Source organism: Streptococcus sp. 20925_1_44, from assembly GCF_041432435.1.
Taxonomy (GTDB): Bacteria; Bacillota; Bacilli; order Lactobacillales; family Streptococcaceae; genus Streptococcus; species Streptococcus infantis.
Map to the genome: position 1 here is coordinate 1 of NZ_JAPVZQ010000004.1, position 18,660 is coordinate 18,660.

The 18,660-nt window shown below is 41.4% G+C and carries 16 protein-coding genes, 1 tRNA gene and 1 other annotated feature (1 of these 18 only partly in view); of the genes, 13 read left to right on the forward strand and 4 right to left on the reverse strand.

Annotation, left to right across the window (positions count from 1 at the left end):
• The first annotated feature begins 3 nt into the window (after positions 1-3).
• From O3643_RS05630 to O3643_RS05645, 4 genes are all read left to right on the forward strand, one after another.
• Positions 4-91 (forward strand) — tRNA-Ser (locus O3643_RS05630).
• Between the two features lie 129 nt (positions 92-220).
• Positions 221-1,372, forward strand: coding sequence for a DUF4767 domain-containing protein (locus O3643_RS05635; protein ID WP_371500423.1), 1,152 nt, complete (start codon positions 221-223; stop codon positions 1,370-1,372).
• Positions 1,373-1,543: 171 nt separating this feature from the next.
• Positions 1,544-2,272: an ATP-binding cassette domain-containing protein gene (locus tag O3643_RS05640; protein WP_371500425.1), complete on the forward strand. Its 729-nt coding sequence runs from the start codon at positions 1,544-1,546 to the stop codon at positions 2,270-2,272.
• Entirely contained in the window at positions 2,265-3,785 is a 1,521-nt protein-coding gene (locus O3643_RS05645; RefSeq protein WP_371500427.1) for an ABC transporter permease/substrate-binding protein, read from the forward strand. Before O3643_RS05640 ends, O3643_RS05645 begins: the two co-directional genes overlap by 8 nt.
• Before the next feature lie 451 nt (positions 3,786-4,236).
• Here O3643_RS05645 and O3643_RS05650 read toward each other — a convergent pair whose 3' ends face one another.
• Complete coding sequence (locus O3643_RS05650; RefSeq protein WP_371500429.1) at positions 4,237-4,782, reverse strand: TetR/AcrR family transcriptional regulator; 546 nt, start codon at positions 4,780-4,782, stop codon at positions 4,237-4,239.
• Between the two features lie 132 nt (positions 4,783-4,914).
• Here O3643_RS05650 and O3643_RS05655 point away from each other — a divergent pair, with 132 nt between their 5' ends.
• Together O3643_RS05655 and O3643_RS05660 are read left to right on the forward strand one after the other, a co-directional pair.
• On the forward strand, positions 4,915-5,817 hold the full coding sequence (locus tag O3643_RS05655) for a cation diffusion facilitator family transporter (RefSeq protein WP_371500431.1): 903 nt from the start codon (positions 4,915-4,917) through the stop codon (positions 5,815-5,817).
• A 77-nt stretch (positions 5,818-5,894) separates the two neighbouring features.
• Entirely contained in the window at positions 5,895-6,932 is a 1,038-nt protein-coding gene (locus O3643_RS05660) for a zinc-binding dehydrogenase (protein ID WP_371500434.1), read from the forward strand.
• 64 nt (positions 6,933-6,996) lie between these two features.
• Here O3643_RS05660 and O3643_RS05665 read toward each other — a convergent pair whose 3' ends face one another.
• A complete protein-coding gene (locus O3643_RS05665) occupies positions 6,997-7,998 on the reverse strand; it encodes a LacI family DNA-binding transcriptional regulator (RefSeq protein ID WP_371500436.1) in 1,002 nt (333 codons plus the stop codon).
• A 168-nt stretch (positions 7,999-8,166) separates the two neighbouring features.
• Between O3643_RS05665 and O3643_RS05670 the strand changes: the two genes are divergently transcribed.
• The 3 genes from O3643_RS05670 to O3643_RS05680 all read left to right on the forward strand — a co-directional run bounded on the left by O3643_RS05670 (position 8,167) and on the right by O3643_RS05680 (position 11,319).
• Complete coding sequence (locus tag O3643_RS05670; protein ID WP_371500438.1) at positions 8,167-9,345, forward strand: galactokinase; 1,179 nt, start codon at positions 8,167-8,169, stop codon at positions 9,343-9,345.
• Positions 9,346-9,363: 18 nt separating this feature from the next.
• Positions 9,364-10,845: a UDP-glucose--hexose-1-phosphate uridylyltransferase gene (locus tag O3643_RS05675; protein ID WP_371500440.1), complete on the forward strand. Its 1,482-nt coding sequence runs from the start codon at positions 9,364-9,366 to the stop codon at positions 10,843-10,845.
• Positions 10,846-10,914: 69 nt separating this feature from the next.
• Positions 10,915-11,319, forward strand: coding sequence for a PaaI family thioesterase (locus O3643_RS05680; protein ID WP_006152721.1), 405 nt, complete (start codon positions 10,915-10,917; stop codon positions 11,317-11,319).
• Between the two features lie 64 nt (positions 11,320-11,383).
• Here the strand turns inward: O3643_RS05680 and O3643_RS05685 are convergent, their stop codons facing one another.
• Both O3643_RS05685 and O3643_RS05690 read right to left on the reverse strand, forming a co-directional pair.
• Positions 11,384-11,770 carry a bleomycin resistance protein gene (locus O3643_RS05685; RefSeq protein ID WP_371500442.1) on the reverse strand — a complete coding sequence of 129 codons (387 nt, stop codon included), beginning with the start codon at positions 11,768-11,770 and terminating at the stop codon, positions 11,384-11,386.
• 11 nt (positions 11,771-11,781) lie between these two features.
• Entirely contained in the window at positions 11,782-12,609 is an 828-nt protein-coding gene (locus O3643_RS05690) for an exodeoxyribonuclease III (RefSeq protein ID WP_371500445.1), read from the reverse strand.
• Between the two features lie 262 nt (positions 12,610-12,871).
• Here O3643_RS05690 and O3643_RS05695 point away from each other — a divergent pair, with 262 nt between their 5' ends.
• The 4 genes from O3643_RS05695 (at position 12,872) to O3643_RS05710 (ending at position 18,403) form a co-directional block, all read left to right on the forward strand.
• Entirely contained in the window at positions 12,872-14,617 is a 1,746-nt protein-coding gene (locus tag O3643_RS05695) for an ABC transporter ATP-binding protein (RefSeq protein WP_371500447.1), read from the forward strand.
• Entirely contained in the window at positions 14,607-16,349 is a 1,743-nt protein-coding gene (locus O3643_RS05700) for an ABC transporter ATP-binding protein (protein ID WP_371500449.1), read from the forward strand. Before O3643_RS05695 ends, O3643_RS05700 begins: the two co-directional genes overlap by 11 nt.
• Before the next feature lie 106 nt (positions 16,350-16,455).
• Positions 16,456-17,148 carry a sugar transferase gene (locus tag O3643_RS05705; RefSeq protein WP_320694006.1) on the forward strand — a complete coding sequence of 231 codons (693 nt, stop codon included), beginning with the start codon at positions 16,456-16,458 and terminating at the stop codon, positions 17,146-17,148.
• 28 nt (positions 17,149-17,176) lie between these two features.
• Positions 17,177-18,403, forward strand: a complete 1,227-nt coding sequence (locus O3643_RS05710) for a DegT/DnrJ/EryC1/StrS family aminotransferase (RefSeq protein ID WP_371500452.1) — start codon at positions 17,177-17,179, stop codon at positions 18,401-18,403.
• A 60-nt stretch (positions 18,404-18,463) separates the two neighbouring features.
• Positions 18,464-18,660: a binding site (T-box leader), on the forward strand; it runs 34 nt beyond the window's last position.

Below are 18,660 nucleotides of genomic sequence, written 5' to 3' on the forward strand. Positions count from 1 at the left end.
ATAGGAGAATTACTCAAGAGGCTGAAGAGGACGGTTTGCTAAATCGTTAGGTCGGGTAACTGGCGCAAGGGTTCGAATCCCTTATTCTCCGTAATTAAAGAGCTTTATGGCTCTTTTTTTATTGTCTTAGTCTTATATTATTCTTTTTATAACTCTTAAACATTTGATATAATGTAAGTGAAATCACTACAATAATTAGATAACTATAAAGGAGTTTGTTATGGAAGAAAAGAGTATTTTAGGAGGCTTGCTAGTTTTATTCATGAGTCTTTTTATGTTTGGCTGTAGTAATCATAGCTCTGAAAATTCTAATCAGGGGCTTAGTTTATCAACAACTGTTAGTCAATTAAATACTAATGAACAAACTTCCGTAGAGTCTAAGAAAAATTTTAAAGTACTCTACAAGCCAGTTTTTGATAATTATCAAAAAATACTTTCTACACCGAAGGATGTAAATGTAATTTCTGGTCTCTATAAGAGTTTACAAGGCACTGAACGTCCTATCAATAGTTGGTCTCTTGAAAATGCAGTTTTTCAATCAGATAAGATGCGTTATGCCTATGCGGATCTTAATCAAGATGGTGTAGAGGAATTATTAATAGGCGTTGAGCAATCTAATGGTGATTATTTTATTTCGGGTCTTTATTATCTTGTAAATGAGAAACCGGTTCTTTTAGCAGAAGGTTTTGTAGCCGGCCATGGTGGTGCTAGAAATTCTATGAATATCTATAAGGGTGGTGATATCCTGGAATTAAGTTGGTCCTCTGGTACAGGAGAAGGTAGAGGAGTACTCTATCATCTGAATTTAAACCAGCAAGTTGCAAGTAAACTACAAGAACAGGATATTCGAGTTCCTGGGAATAAAAGTTTGCACTCTGACTTTGGTAAGACAGAAGCCGAATTAATGAACTTAAAGCAACTAGATTGGCAGAAATTTGAAAGCTCTACTAGCAGCAAGACTATTTCGAGTGAAGAACAAAAAGCTCCTTGGAATGCTAGCAAGTCTGCTAAATTAGAAGCCTTCATAAAAGGGTGGGGAGAAAGACTAGGACAACCCAATTACCAAAAGGGAATCTCAGGAGGAGATGTGGGGGCTGACCACCTCTATACACTTAGGGATGATGGACCAAGTGAGAAAATGAATGCTGAGTATACGGATACAGGTCTAGGAAATGCCCAGTACCGAATTGTAGAGCGTTATAGTAATTGGGATAAATACCCGGATGTTCATAGTTACTTTTTTGCGATAACTAACACAGGAGAAGCGATTGTTTTTCATTCACCAACGACAAATGGTGGAATCATGTACTTAAAACCGACAGAAAATACAGAGATCCAAGCAGAGTTTAAACGTTTGGTGGAAGAAGAATAATCAATCGTAATGGAGAGTTTGGCCTTAGCCAAACTCTTTTTCTTATATATGATTTCAAATCAAAATTGTTGACAGATGTAATGTCTAGTATTACAATATTATAATAATGATTACACCCTTATAAAAAGTGAGATAAGGATCTTAGCTTTTAAGGAGATGGTGAGGAAGAATATGATTGAATACAAACATGTAGCCTTGCGCTATACGGATAAGGACATTTTAAAAGATGTCAATCTCCGCATTGAAAATGGAGAATTCATGGTGCTAGTGGGTCCTTCAGGATCTGGAAAGACCACCATGATCAAGATGATTAACCGTCTCTTGGAACCGACTGATGGCAATATCTATATGGATGGAAAACGCATCAAGGACTATGATGAACGAGAATTACGTCTTTCTACCGGCTATGTCCTTCAAGCCATTGCCCTATTTCCTAACTTGACTGTCGCTGAGAATATTGCTTTAATTCCAGAGATGAAAGGGTGGACTAAAAGCCAAATAGCCTCTAAAACAGAAGAACTATTGGACAAGGTGGGTCTGCCTGCTGCAGAGTATGCAAAGCGCATGCCTAGTGAGTTATCGGGTGGGGAGCAACAACGGATTGGGATTGTGAGGGCTATCATTGGGGAACCAAGAATCTTGCTGATGGATGAGCCCTTCTCTGCTCTCGATGCCATTTCTCGCAAGCAGTTGCAGGCTCTGACTAAAAAATTGCACAAAGAATTCGGTATGACGACTATCTTCGTAACACATGATACAGACGAAGCCTTGAAATTAGGAGATAGAATTGCTGTTTTACAGGATGGAGAAATACGCCAGGTTGCAAAACCTAAAACAATTTTACAAGCACCTGCGACAGACTTTGTAGCAAACTTGTTTGGAGGTGGCCTTCATGTCTAATTTCATTTCAACCTTTCAGGAGAGATTTAGTGAATGGGTAACTGCTCTGGGGCAACACTTACAATTATCTCTTTTGACCTTATTGGTCGCTATTTTTCTGACTATCCCACTTGCGGTTTATCTAAATGGTCACAAAAAAGCAGCGACCTGGGTGCTACAAGTTGCAGGTATCTTCCAGACCATTCCTTCAATGGCCTTGTTGGGGCTCTTTATTCCTTTCATGGGGATTGGAACCTTACCAGCCCTCACAGCTCTTGTCATTTACGCTATTTTCCCGATTTTAGAAAATACAATCACAGCCCTGAATGGCATTGATCCAAGTCTTGAGGAGGCAGGGATTGCTTTTGGGATGACCAAGTGGGAGCGACTCAAGAAGTTTGAAATTCCACTTGCCATGCCTGTCATTGTATCGGGGGTTCGAACAGCGACCGTTATGATTATTGGGACAGCGACTCTAGCAGCTCTTGTGGGAGCTGGTGGATTGGGCTCCTTTATCCTTTTGGGAATTGACCGTCGGAATGCTAGTCTCATTTTAATCGGAGCGATCTCATCAGCCATCTTGGCCATTCTCTTTAATGTCATTCTCAAATGGTTGGAAAAGGCAAAGTTGCGTACGATTGTTTCGACCTTTGCTGTCATGGTCCTTGGTTTGGGACTTAGTTATGTTCCAAGCATCATTCCACATAATGAGAAAAATAATCTCGTCATTGCTGGGAAGTTAGGACCTGAACCTGAGATTCTCATGAATATGTATAAAATTCTCATCGAGGAAAATACGGATATGACGGTGACGGTTAAACCCAATTTTGGGAAGACAGACTTTCTTTACCAAGCACTGAAAAAAGGGGACATTGATATCTATCCAGAATTTTCTGGAACAGTGACAGAGAGTCTCCTCCAATCATCTCCACAAATTGGGCATGACCCAGAAAAGGTTTACGAGGTGGCTCGTGATGGTATTGCAAAACAGGATCAACTAGCCTTTCTTAAACCCATGGCTTATCAAAATACTTATGCTATAGCAGTTCCTAAAAAAATTGCGCAAGAATATGGGCTTAAGACGATTTCAGACTTGAAAAAAGTAGAAGGACAGCTCAAGGCGGGATTCACTCTGGAGTTTAATGACCGTGAGGATGGAAACAAGGGCTTGCAGTCTCTTTATGGATTGAAACTCAATGTAGCCACTATGGAACCAGCTCTTCGCTACCAAGCCATCCAGTCAGGTGACATTCAAATTACAGATGCGTACTCAACAGATGCTGAAATTGCTCGTTATGATTTAGTGGTTTTGGAGGATGACAAACAACTCTTCCCTCCTTATCAAGGCGCTCCGCTGATGAAAGCTGAATTACTCGAAAAACATCCTGAGTTGGAAGCAGTCCTTAATAAACTAGCTGGTAAAATCACCGAGAGCCAGATGAGTCAGATGAACTATCAAGTCGGAGTAGAAGGCAAGTCTGCTGAAGAAGTAGCACGGGACTTTCTCCTTCAAGAAGGAATTCTTCAAAAATAAACGTAGAAAATACTTTATACTAACAAAAACCCCATCTTGCTTAAGACAAGATAGGGTTTTTGAATTAGATTAAAAGTAGTATAAGTGTTAACAAGACAGCAAATGTAATTCTGATGATATGGTGTGACTTTTTAAAACTGCCTTTCTGTTTGTCATTCCAATAGGCTCCGTAACAGATGAGGAAAATTCCGATTATCCAAAGTAATAGAGAAATGATGGGGATAAAAATCTCAAACATAATAGGCATATAGAAATGAAGGAAAAGAGAAAGCATCGGGAGGATACTACCCATGAACATACATTTGATCCCTCTGTTAAAGTTTTTTTGAGCAATAGCTAAACCTGCCACTATCAGGTGATAGAGGGAGAAGGGCAGAGTTAGTATAAGAATGATGAGTGCAAGAAAGATAAAGGTGTACATAGGATTCTTCCTTTCATTTAGTATTTGAATCTATAGTTTTTTAGAGTTCATTTCCATTACGTCTAAGTAAAATCTCACTACTTGGTCTTCCTTATAAGATTTCCCTTTTTTGAGCCACCAGGTCAATGTTTCGATAAAGTTAGTTACAACAAAGTGCTTGAGGTAGGAAGCAGGAATATTAGGATAGGCAACTTGTAAGTCCTCTGCTACCATGGGGTAAACATGATGTTCTAGCTCTTTCTGTAATTGACGGAGGAAGTAGTCATTTTTTGAGAAAAGGAGGCTGGTGACATGGTCCTGGTTTTTCTTAAAATGTGAAAAGATATGGGACAAATAAGCTTCTGTAGATATATTTTTCTCGCGTTCAAAAAGATGATGAAAGAGATAACGGCAGAGCTCGTCTAGGAGTATTTCTTTACTTTCATAATGGCTATAAAAGGTGGAACGACCGACATCTGCTAGGTCTATTATCTCCTGAACGGTAATCGTTTCAAAGCTTTTTTTATTTAGTAATTGTAAAAAAGCAGTATAGATAGCTTTTCGTGTCTTGGTAATGCGACGATCTTGACTAGTCATATGGACACTTTGAACAAACTGTTCCGTATCTTACAAAGTAAACAGTTTGCTCCTATCCTTTCTGTAATGAATGTTAGATAATGATAGTGAACAGGATGTTCATGAATCTATTATATCAGAGGAAACAGGATTATGAAGACAAAACATGCAGTTTGGTTAGCTTTTTTCTTAAATTTGAGTTATGCTATTGTTGAGTTTATCGCAGGAGGAATTTTTGGTTCCAGTGCGGTTCTTGCTGACTCTGTCCATGATCTTGGAGATGCAATCGCAATTGGGGTATCAGCCTTTCTTGAAACTATCTCCAATCGTGAAGAAGACAGCCACTATACCTTGGGTTACAAACGATTTAGCCTTCTAGGTGCCTTGGTAACGGCTGTGATTCTCATGACAGGCTCTGTTCTGGTTATCTTAGAAAATATAACGAAACTCTTTCATCCACAACCTGTCAATGATGAGGGAATCCTCTGGCTAGGAATCATAGCGGTTAGTATCAATGTGTTGGCAAGTCTAGTAGTTCGTAAGAGAAAAACCAAGAATGAGTCTATTTTGAGCCTTCATTTTCTAGAAGATACTCTGGGGTGGGTGGCTGTTATCCTGATGGCCATTGTTCTGAGATTTAGCGACTGGTATATTCTGGATCCGCTCTTATCTCTTGTCATTTCGATCTTTATTCTCTCAAAAGCTATTCCACGTTTTTGGTCTACACTCAAGATTTTCCTAGACGCTGTGCCAGAAGGAGTGGATATCCAGCAAGTGAAGAGTGATTTGGAGCAACTGGACCACGTTGCTAGTATCAATCAGCTAAACCTCTGGACCATGGATGGTTTGGAAAAAAATGCCATTGTCCATGTTTGTCTCAAAAAGGTGGAGCACATGGAAGTCTGTAAAGAAGCAATCCGTGCCATGCTCAAAGATTATGGCTTTCAAAACATCACCATTGAAGTTGATGCAGACCTAGCAACTCACCAAGCCCACAAGAGAAATATGGAAGAGCTGGAAGCCAGTCAAAGTCATGGGCATGATCATCATCATTAATGTGCTATAGTATAAGTGAGCGAAAGATTGATAAAAAGTGTATACTAAAAGTAAGTTAGATTCAGAGAGGAAATTTTATGAAATCAGTAATTTATACTAAAGCTGGGCAAGTTGGTCTAGCAGATATTGATTGTCCTCAGATCGAAGCGACGGATGATGTCATTATCCGTGTGGTTCGTGCTTGCGTTTGTGGTTCGGACCTTTGGAGCTATCGTAATCCAGATATTAAAGAGGGTCACAAAAATAGTGGACACGAAGCGATTGGGATCGTTGAAGAAACTGGAGAGGCCATTACAACAGTCAGGCCCGGTGATTTTGTGATTGTACCATTTACTCATGGCTGTGGGGTATGCGACGCATGTCGTGCTGGATTTGATGGTTCTTGTGACAATCATATTGGGAATAACCTGGGAGGGAATTTCCAGGCTGAATATATCCGCTTCCACTATGCCAATTGGGCACTTGTGAAAATTCCAGGTCAACCTTCAGATTATAGCGAAGGCATGCTCAAGTCGCTTTTGACACTTGCTGATGTCATGCCGACCGGTTACCATGCAGCGCGTGTTGCCAATGTGCAAAAAGGCGACAAGGTTGTCGTTATTGGGGATGGGGCTGTTGGTCAATGTGCGGTCATCGCAGCTAAGATGCGTGGAGCTTCACAAATTATCCTTATGAGTCGTCACGAAGATCGACAACAAATGGCCTTGGAGTCAGGAGCGACAGCTGTTGTGGCCGAACGTGGTGAAGAAGGCATTGCCAAGGTGCGTGAAATCCTCGGAGGAGGAGCAGATGCAGCACTTGAGTGTGTTGGTACTGAGGCGGCTGTTGAGCAAGCACTGGGTGTCCTTCATAATGGCGGTCGTATGGGAATTGTTGGTGTGCCTCACTATAATAACCATGCCCTTGGTTCGACCTTTGCTCAGAATATTTCTGTTGCGGGTGGAGCAGCTTCTGCAACAACATACGATAAGCAATTCTTGCTCAAAGCTGTTCTGGATGGTGATATCAGTCCAGGTCGTGTCTTTACTTCAAGCTATAAACTGGAAGATATCGACCAAGCTTATAAGGCTATGGATGAACGCAAGACTATTAAATCTATGATTGTGATGGATTAAAAAAGAAAATCCTAATAGAGTACTGAAATCTCTATTAGGATTTTTTTATGTTCAGTTGTTGTGCTTAATGCAAGGTACTTTCTCTTAAAGTTAGTTTGGTTCCTAGCATGGTCAAGCTTGGAATTTTACGGCCGTGAAGGACTTCTCGGTTCAAAATATCCATTCCTGTTCGTCCCATTTCTTCGGTGTAAACTGTGATACTAGAAAGTGGTGGGAACACTTGCTTGGTTAGAATAGTATCATTAAAGGAAATAATGCTGACGCGCTCAGGTATGCTGATATTAGCTTCCTGAAGAGCTCGAAGGGCACCAATTGCCAGGCTATCACTAGCTGCAAAAAAGGCCTGAGGAAGCTTCTCTCCTAATTTTTCGATAGCTTCCTTCATCAAGTCGTATCCAGATTGGGCAGTAAATTGACCTTGGAAAATGAATTTTTCGTTAAAAATTCTCTTTTCTTGCATATAGGATTTAAAGTAATCTAAACGTTTATCTGCGATGACTTCTTCTTGGTCAGTTGTGGTTTCAAGACCGGATAAGATACCAATCTTCTTAAGCCCGTGGTCTGAAAAGTAATCAACCACCTGTCTAACAGCATTATTAAAATCTGTAATGACACAGGTATGGCCCAAGGCGATGGTGTCACTATCAAGAAAAACTAGAGGTTTTTGATATTCTTCAAATGAGGCAATCTGTGCTTGGCTAAATTTTCCAATACAAAGAATTCCAATAACTTCTTCACTGAGCGTGAAAGGCTGGTCATTAAAATAGCGCAGAATATCATAATCTAATTCTTGAGCTCTATTTTCAATCCCTAGTCGAATCTGGTAGTAGTAGAGATCTTCCAACTCTCCCTGTTCACTGACCCACTGGATGATGGCAATCTTTTGTTTCAGTTTGTGACTTTCACCAGTTTTGAGATGTTTGGTATAGCCTAGTTCTTCGGCAACGGTTAAAATACGATGTCTGGTTTCTTCTGTCACAGATAGACTCTGATCGCGATTGAGGACACGGGATACAGTTGCGATCGAGACAGAGGCTAACTGAGCAATATCTTTGAGTGTAGCCATAATTTCCCTCCTTTTTAGGTTATTATAGCATATTTTTCTTCCTTTTTACTCATAGTTTAGTAAAATCTCGGTAAAAATGTTGACCTGAGCAAAACCCTTGGGTACAATAGAAGAAAACGATTACAAGGTAAAATTTTTTACCTAACAATTCGTCAAAGGAGAATTCATATGACACAACATCTTACTGCTGAAGCACTTCGCAAGGATTTTCTTGCTGTTTTTGGTCAAGAAGCAGATCAAACCTTCTTCTCACCAGGTCGCATCAACTTGATTGGGGAACACACTGACTATAACGGTGGACATGTTTTTCCAGCAGCTATTTCACTCGGAACTTATGGAGCTGCTCGTAAGCGTAATGACCAAGTCTTGCGTTTCTACTCAGCAAACTTTGAGGACAAAGGCATCATCGAAGTGCCTCTAGCTAACCTTAAGTTTGAGAAAGAGCACAACTGGACCAACTATCCAAAAGGTGTCCTTCATTTCTTGCAAGAAGCTGGGCATGTGATTGATAAAGGTTTTGATTTTTATGTCTATGGGAATATCCCAAATGGTGCTGGTTTGTCATCTTCAGCTTCTTTGGAGCTATTGACAGGTGTCGTGGCAGAATACCTCTTTGACCTAAAATTGGACCGTCTAGATTTGGTTAAAATCGGAAAATTGACAGAGAATAACTTTATCGGTGTTAACTCTGGTATCATGGACCAATTTGCTATCGGTATGGGGGCAGATCAACGTGCCATTTATCTGGATACAAATAGTTTAGAATACGACTTGGTTCCCCTTGATTTGAAGGACAATGTTGTTGTTATCATGAACACTAACAAACGCCGTGAACTTGCGGATTCTAAGTACAATGAACGTCGTGCTGAATGTGAAAAAGCAGTAGAAGAACTCCAAGTGGCCTTAAATATTCAAACCTTGGGTGAATTGGATGAGTGGGCTTTTGATGAATATAGCTACCTGATCAAAGACGAAAATCGTTTGAAACGTGCGCGTCATGCAGTTCTTGAAAACCAACGTACGCTTAAAGCGCAAGCGGCTCTTCAAGCAGGAGATTTGGACAAGTTTGGTCGTTTGATGAATGCTTCTCATGTTTCACTGGAACACGATTACGAAGTAACTGGCTTGGAATTAGATACCCTTGTTCATACAGCTTGGGCTCAAGAAGGTGTTCTCGGTGCTCGTATGACAGGAGCAGGTTTTGGTGGTTGTGCAATCGCCTTGGTTCAAAAGGATGCTGTTGAGTCCTTTAAAGAAGCTGTAGGCAAGCACTATGAAGAAATCGTTGGCTACGCTCCAAGCTTCTATATCGCTGAAGTGGCAGGTGGAACTCGCATCCTAGAATAGTCAGAAGGAGGTTATTTAGTGACCTTAGTAGAAAATTTTGTGACCAAAGTCATTGCAGAAAGTAGCTTTGAAGAGTTGGATCGGATCTATCTGACCAATCGTGTTTTAGCACTGGTGGGAGATGGAGTTCTTGAAGTTGAGACTGACCAAGATGATTTGATTGAACTAAAAGATCAGCTTGTCGAGGAAGCCGTTCGATTGGGAACGATTGAAGATAGTCAGGCTGCGCGTGAGATTCTCGGTGCTGACCTCATGGACTTGGTAACGCCTTGTCCAAGTCAGGTTAATCGTGACTTTTGGAATACCTATGCCAAGTCACCAGAGCAGGCAATTGCAGATTTCTACCAACTCAGTCAGAAGAATGACTACATCAAACTGAAGGCTATCGCAAAGAATATTGCTTATCGTGTACCATCTGACTACGGTGAACTAGAGATTACCATCAATCTCTCTAAGCCTGAAAAGGATCCAAAGGAGATTGCAGCAGCTAAGTTGGTTAAGTCGAGTAACTATCCTCAATGTCAGCTCTGTATGGAAAATGAAGGCTACCATGGTCGTGTCAATCATCCAGCTAGAAGCAATCACCGAATTATTCGTTTTGATATTTCTGGGCAGGAGTGGGGCTTCCAATATTCGCCTTACGCTTACTTTAATGAGCACTGTATTTTCCTAGATAGCAAGCATCGTCCTATGGCCATTAGTCGCCAAAGTTTTGAACGTTTGTTAGCAATTGTGGGGCAGTTTCCAGGCTACTTTGCTGGTTCAAATGCTGATTTGCCAATCGTGGGTGGCTCCATCCTGACCCATGATCATTATCAAGGTGGGCGCCATGTATTCCCGATGGAAGTGGCTCCTTTACAGAAAAGCTTTACCTTTGAAGGTTTTGAAGCTGTCAAAGCAGGGATTGTTCAGTGGCCTATGTCCGTGATTCGACTAACTTCGGATTCTAAAGAGGAGTTGATAGAACTAGCGGATAAAATCTTACTGGCTTGGCGTCAGTATTCTGACCCAAGTGTACAGGTCTTAGCAGAAAGTAATGGAACACCGCATCATACGATCACACCGATTGCACGTAAAAGAGATGGGCAGTTTGAGTTAGATTTGGTCTTGCGGGACAATCAAACATCTCCCGAGCATCCAGATGGTATCTATCATCCCCACAAGGATGTCCAACATATCAAGAAGGAAAATATCGGCTTGATAGAGGTCATGGGCTTGGCAATTTTGCCACCACGCTTGAAGGAAGAAGTGGAGCAAGTAGCAGCTTATCTAGTCGGAGAGGATGTTTCAGTAGCAGATTATCACCAAGAATGGGCAGATGAGTTGAAAGAATCCCATCCTGGATTGACTGACAAAGACCAAGCTCTTAATATCGTCCAAGAATCTGTTGGAAAAATCTTTGCTCAAGTTTTGGAAGATGCAGGAGTTTACAAGCAAACAGAAGAAGGACAACCTGCCTTTATGCGCTTTGTAGAGCAGGTTGGTATTTTGCCCGAATAAGTGCTTCTCTCTTGCGTAGAGTCTTGAAAAGTAGTATCATAGTGTCGTTTGAAATATCAGGAGGAACGTATGAAAGATTTTCACTTTGACGCTATATCTGCCTTTGAAAACTACGAAATTGAAAAAATGAGAGACGGTCACGTGGTGGTGACAACAAAAGTAGTGGACTCTTCACTCAACTACTATGGAAATGCCCATGGAGGCTATCTATTTACCCTATGTGACCAAATCAGTGGTCTTGTGGTGATTTCGCTAGGATTAGACGGGGTGACACTCCAGTCTTCCATCAACTATCTGAAAGCTGGAAATCTAGGGGATGTTCTCACTATCAAAGGAGAATGTGTCCATCAAGGACGTACCACTTGTGTCGTCGATGTTGACATCATCAACCAAGATGGCCGAAATGTCTGCAAGGCAACCTTCACCATGTTTGTCACAGGACAACGGTCTGAAGATAGACAGGTGAGAATATAGGAAACAAAAAAAGAGGCACATGCCTCTTTTTCTTATTACTTTCCCACTCTAATGCTTTATTATTCTATTCACTAAATCTTAAAAAATAACCATCTGGGTCTAAAACTGCAAATTCATGGGGGTAGATATACTGTTCACCAACACGAAATTCTCTTTTGATCAAAGGACGATGAATAGGATAGTTAGACTCGATTAGTTTCTGATAGAGTCGAGGGACATCTTCAATGCCAAAGGAAATATTGACACCGCGCCCGAAAGGATAGGTTAGTTGGGCTAATTCTTCTGTGCTGCCTTCTTCTAGCATAAGTTGGCAGTCTTCAAGCGAGAGGAAGAGAAATTTCTCCTCTGGACGCTCGTATTCGACAGAAAATCCCAGCAAGTCGCAGTAGAAGTGGCGTGACTTTTCGAGGTCAGATACTACAAATTCAGGAATGACAGCTTGATAGTCCATTAGCTTTCTCCTTAGAGCTCAATCTCCAAGACAATTGGTGTATGGTCTTGGCGTGCGCCTGAGTCAATCATGTCTGACTTGGTAACCTTGTCTGCTACACGGTTACTTGTGAGCCAGTAGTCGATTCTCCAGCCTGTGTTGTTGATTTTTGAAGTCTTGCTGCGTTGTGCCCACCAAGTATAGCGTTCTGGCACATCGCCATGGATATGGCGGAAGGTATCTGTAAATCCTTTGGCTAAAAGGTTTGTAAATCCTTCACGTTCTTCGTCTGTAAATCCTGGTGAACGACGGTTGCTGGCTGGGTTGGCAAGGTCAATTTCCTTGTGGGCAACGTTGTAGTCTCCGGTTGCTAGGACAGGTTTTTGCTTGTCTAGTTGAGCCAAGTACTCTGCATATTTGACATCCCAGACTTTACGTTCTTCCAAGCGTTTGAGTCCATCACCAGCGTTTGGTGTGTAAACTTGAGTCACGAAAAATGTATCAAATTCTAGGGTAATGATGCGTCCTTCCGAGTCCATGGTAGAAGGGGCACCGATTTCTGGGAAGCTGATAGTTGGAGTGAGTTCTTTCTTATAGAGAAACATGGTTCCAGCATATCCTTTACGAGCAGGCTCTTGAGAGGAACGCCAAGTATTTTCATATCCAGGGAAGAGTTCTTCTAACACCTCGAGATGTTTTTTAGTAGGCCCTGTAGCAGAAAGCTTGGTTTCTTGGATGGCAATGATATCAGCGTCTTCGGCTACCAAGGTTTGGAGGACATCTTGTGATAATTTCGCACGCGCAGAATCACTCGTCAATGCTGCATTGAGGGAATCAATGTTCCATGAGATCAATTTCATAATATTTACCTTTTCATTCAGATTATAGACAATATTATACCAGAAAAAGAAGGAATTCCCCAGCGTATGGTTTGAAAAATCCAGGTCATTCCTATATAATAAAGAATGATTTATGTAAAAGATTGAAAATAAATGAAATATTACTCCTTTGAGTATCTTTATCGCTAAATATGACAAAGTTTAAGTTAGTGTCATCACCTATGAATAGGAAAAACCTGAGGCAGTCGCCTCAGGTTTCCATTTGTCATTAGAAAGGAATTTTATGTCCATCATCCAAAAACTCTGGTGGTTTTTTAAGTTAGAAAAACGCCGTTACCTAGTTGGAATTGTAGCTTTGGTTTTGGTTTCTGTACTAAACCTTATCCCACCTATGGTTATGGGGCGCGTGATCGATGCCATTACTTCGGGACGATTAACACAAGATGAGCTCCTGCTTCATCTCTTTTATCTCCTGCTGGCGGCTTTCGGGATGTACTACCTGCGTTATGTTTGGCGCATGTATATCCTAGGAACCTCCTACCGACTTGGACAAATCATGCGTTCAAGACTATTTGAGCATTTTACAAAAATGTCGCCTGCTTTTTATCAGAATTATCGAACAGGGGATTTGATGGCTCACGCAACCAATGATATCAATGCTCTGACTCGTCTAGCCGGTGGAGGTGTCATGTCTGCGGTAGATGCTTCTATCACAGCTTTGGTGACTTTACTAACCATGCTCTTTAGTATTTCTTGGCAGATGACCTTGGTTGCTATTCTTCCCTTGCCTTTTATGGCCTATGCGACTAGTCGACTGGGGAGAAAGACCCATAAAGCTTTTGGCGAATCGCAAGCAGCCTTTTCTGAACTCAACAATAAGGTTCAGGAGTCTGTAGCAGGTATTAAGGTAACCAAATCCTTTGGCTATCAGTCTGATGAATTGGCATCTTTTCAGGAAGTTAATGATTTGACCTTCCAAAAGAATCTGCAAACCATGAAATACGATAGTCTCTTTGACCCGATGGTTTTGCTTTTTGTTGGTTCTTCTTATGCCTTAACTCTTTTGGTCGGTGCCTTTATGGTACAAGCGGGGCAGGTAACTGTTGGGAATCTGGTCACTTTTATCTCTTACTTGGATATGCTGGTCTGGCCTTTGATGGCAATTGGTTTTCTCTTTAATATTACTCAGAGAGGGAAAGTTTCCTACCAACGTATTGAGAGTCTCTTGTCCCAAGAATCACCTGTCAAAGATCCAGAATCTCCACTTGACGGGATTGAAAATGGGCGTTTGGACTATGCCATTGATCGTTTTGCCTTTGAAGACGAGGAGACGCTGCAAGATATTTACTTTAGTCTCGAAAAAGGCCAAACACTGGGTTTGGTTGGGCAAACTGGTTCAGGAAAAACCGCTTTGATTAAGTTGCTCCTACGTGAGTATGATGTTGACCAAGGTGCTATTTATCTAAATGGCCATGACATTCGTGACTATCTACTAGCTGACTTACGTAGTTTGATGGGTTACGTCCCACAGGACCAATTTCTCTTTGCAAGCTCTATCTTAGACAATATTCGATTTGGGAATCCTGACCTGCCTTTCTCAGAAGTAGAAGAAGCAACCAAGTTGGCTCAAGTCTATCAAGATATTCAAGCCATGCCCCAGGGATTTGATACAGTTATCGGGGAAAAAGGTGTTAGTCTATCTGGTGGACAAAAGCAACGTCTGGCTATGAGTCGGGCTATGATTTTAAATCCTGATATCTTGATTTTAGATGATTCCTTGTCAGCTGTGGATGCTAAGACAGAGTTCGCGATCATCGATAATCTCAAGGAAACTCGCAAAGATAAAACGACTATCATCACTGCACATCGTCTCAGTGCAGTTGTTCATGCAGATTTGATTTTGGTCATGCAGGATGGTCGCATCATTGAACGAGGTAGGCATGAAGACTTACTCGCTTTGGATGGTTGGTATGCACAAACCTACCAGTCTCAGCAGTTAGAAATGAAAGGAGAAGAAGATGCGGAATAAACAAGAACAATGGGTTGTATTGAAGCGTTTGTTGTCTTATCTTAAGCCCTATAGTCTCCTCACCTTTTTAGCACTCGTTTTTCTCCTTACGACGACTGTTATCAAGAGTATCATCCCCTTGGTAGCTTCGCACTTTATCGACCAGTATCTACATAATTTCAACCAGCTTGCTGTTACAGTTTTGCTGGCCTACTATGGACTTTACATTCTTCAAACAATTGTCCAATATGTGGGGAATCTCCTTTTTGCGCGTGTGTCCTACAGCATTGTTAGAGATATTCGACGTGATGCCTTTGCCAATATGGAAAAGCTAGGTATGTCTTACTTTGATAAAACGCCTGCAGGCTCTATTGTCTCTCGTTTGACAAATGACACCGAGACTATCAGTGATATGTTTTCGGGGATCTTATCTAGCTTTATCTCGGCAGTCTTTATATTCGTGACGACCCTTTATACCATGTTAGTTCTGGACTATCGTCTGACTGCTTTAGTCTTGCTCTTCCTACCTTTGATTTTCCTTTTGGTCAATCTCTACCGTAAAAAATCGGTCAAGGTCATTGAAAAAACCAGAAGTCTACTGTCAGATATTAACAGTAAGCTGGCAGAAAATATCGAAGGAATTCGTATTATTCAAGCCTTTAACCAAGAAAAACGCCTGCAAGAAGAGTTTGATGAGATAAACCAGGAACACCTAGTCTACGCTAACCGTTCAGTAGCCTTGGATTCTCTCTTTTTACGTCCAGCTATGAGTTTGTTGAAACTGTTGGGCTATGCAGTTTTGATGGCTTACTTTGGCTATCGCGGTCTTTATCTAGGAATAACGGCAGGAACTATGTATGCCTTTATCCAGTACATCAACCGTCTCTTTGATCCGCTCATCGAGGTAACGCAAAACTTTTCTACTCTTCAGACATCCATGGTGTCAGCAGGTCGTGTTTTTGCACTCATCGATGAGACCAACTATGAACCGGTCCAAGAAAATGGACAAGCCGAGATTCAAGAAGGGAATATCCGCTTTGAACATGTGTCCTTCTCCTATGATGGAAAACACCAAATTCTCGATGATATTTCCTTTACTGTCAATAAAGGTGAAACCATTGCCTTTGTTGGACATACAGGATCGGGAAAATCTTCTATCATCAATGTTCTGATGCGCTTTTATGAATTCCAGTCAGGTCGGGTTCTCCTAGATGGTGTGGATATTCGAGAGTATAGTCAAGAGGAGTTGAGAAAAAACATCGGTTTGGTTCTACAGGACCCCTTCCTCTATCATGGGACCATTAAGTCCAATATCGCCATGTACCAAGATATCAGCGATGACCAAGTCAAGGCTGCAGCAGAATTTGTCGACGCAGATTCCTTCATTCAGGATCTTCCTTTAGGTTATGATGCTCCTGTATCTGAGCGTGGTTCGAGCTTTTCAACTGGTCAACGTCAGCTTCTTGCCTTTGCTAGAACTGTTGCCAGTCAACCTAAAATCCTGATTTTGGATGAAGCAACAGCCAATATCGACTCTGAAACAGAAGCTCTGGTCCAAAATTCCCTAGCTAAGATGAGACAAGGTCGGACAACCATTGCCATCGCCCATCGCCTTTCTACCATTCAAGATGCTAATTGTATCTATGTTCTTGATAAGGGACGAATCATTGAGAGTGGAACCCACGAGGAACTCCTAGCATTGGGTGGAACCTATCACAAGATGTATAGTTTGCAGGCAGGGGCTCTTTCCTAAGGAAGAATTCCTTTAAAACACAGATTTCTTGCACTGCCTCTTTCATTTTGTGGTATAATGTAGAATGTTAATAAAGATTATATATAAAAAACAGAGGAGAATGTGCATGCTGAAATGGGATGAGTTACCTCAAGAAATGCAATTGAGCGAGGTAAAACCATACTACCAGCTTGTGTCTAGAAGAAAAGGCTCACTGATTTTCAAGCGCTGTCTAGATTTGTTTCTAGCCGTAGTCTTGTTAATCTTGACCTCACCCGTATTTCTGATTCTAAGCATCTGGATCAAGCTAGATAGCAAGGGTCCAGTTATATACAAGCAAGTGCGGGTAACCCAGTACAACCGACATTTCAAAATTTGGAAATTCCGGACTATGGTAACCGATGCGGACAAGAAAGGAAGTTTAGTAACTTCTGCAAATGACAGTCGTATCACTAAAGTTGGAAATTTCATTCGACGTGTTCGTTTGGATGAATTGCCGCAATTGGTCAATGTCCTCAAAGGGGAGATGTCTTTTGTAGGAACACGCCCAGAAGTACCACGCTACACAGAGCAGTATAGTCCTGAAATGATGGCTACCTTGCTCTTACCTGCGGGGATTACTTCCCTTGCCAGCATTAACTATAAGGATGAGGATGCCATCATCAGTCAAATGACTGCAAAAGGTATGACGGTTGACCAGGCTTATGTGGAAAGAGTCCTTCCAGAGAAAATGCACTTTAACCTAGCCTACCTACGTGATTTTAATTTCTTCGGAGATATCAAGATCATGTTCCAGACTGTAGTTGAAGTTTTAAAATAAAGTAGCCACAAGTTAAAGGAGTAAATCAATGCCAAATTACAATATTCCATTTTCACCACCTGATATTACCGAAGCAGAAATTGCTGAAGTAGCCGATACCCTCCGTTCAGGATGGATTACAACAGGTCCTAAGACAAAAGAGTTAGAACGTCGTTTATCTCTCTATACTCAGACACCTAAGACAGTCTGCCTCAACTCTGCAACAGCAGCCCTTGAATTGATTTTGCGCGTGCTTGAAGTAGGGCCTGGCGATGAGGTCATCGTTCCAGCTATGACTTATACAGCATCATGCAGTGTTATTACTCACGTCGGTGCGACACCAGTTATGGTTGATATCCAAGCTGATACCTTTGAGATGGATTATGATCAACTGGAACAAGCTATTACTGAGAAGACTAAAGTCATCATACCGGTAGAGCTAGCAGGTATTATCTGTGACTATGACCGTTTGTTCCAAGTTGTAGAAAAGAAACGCGACCTCTTTACAGCTGCTAGCAAGTGGCAAAAGGCCTTTAACCGTATCGTGATTGTATCTGATAGTGCCCATGCTTTAGGTTCAAGCTACAAGGGACAACCAGCCGGTTCAATCGCCGACTTTACATCATTCTCTTTCCATGCAGTCAAGAACTTTACAACTGCTGAGGGAGGAAGTGCGACCTGGAAAGCCAATCCAGCGATTGACGATGAAGAAATGTACAAGGAATTCCAAATCCTTTCCCTTCATGGTCAAACAAAAGATGCTCTTGCCAAGATGCAACTGGGCTCATGGGAATACGATATCGTAACTCCTGCCTACAAGTGCAACATGACAGATATCATGGCTTCACTTGGTCTGGTTCAGCTAGATCGTTATCCTGGCTTACTACAACGTCGTAAGGACATCGTGGATCGCTATGACCGTGGATTTGCAGGAACTCCTATCCATCCATTGGCTCATGAGACAGATACTGTTGAATCTTGTCGTCACCTTTACATTACCCATGTAGAAGGTGCGAGTCTCGCACAACGCAACCAAATCATCCAAGAATTGGCCAAGGCAGGAATCGCAAGTAACGTTCACTACAAACCACTTCCTCTTTTAACAGCTTATAAGAATCTTGGCTTTGATATGGCAGATTATCCACGAGCTTATGCCTTCTTTGAAAATGAAATTACGCTTCCTCTTCACACGAAATTAACGGATGAAGAAGTAGATTATATCATTGAGACTTTTGTCAGAGTTTCTGAAGAAGTTCTAGGCGCTTCAGAAAAATAATTAAAAAAATTAGTAAAAAATTAGTGAAAACGGTTGACAAAGAAAAAACAATAACATATAATTAACTCAACAAATCAGAAAAGTAATTATTTTTGATCTTCAGGGAGCCTGTGGTTACTGCGAACAGGTGGTTGGAACTAGTGAAATTGGGCTGATTTTAAAAGTGAATTTGAAACAATGAAAATTCGGTAGGCACACCTTACAGTGCAACTTGTTGTTAGACAAGGCAGAGATGTAAAGGGGATATTCTCTTTACA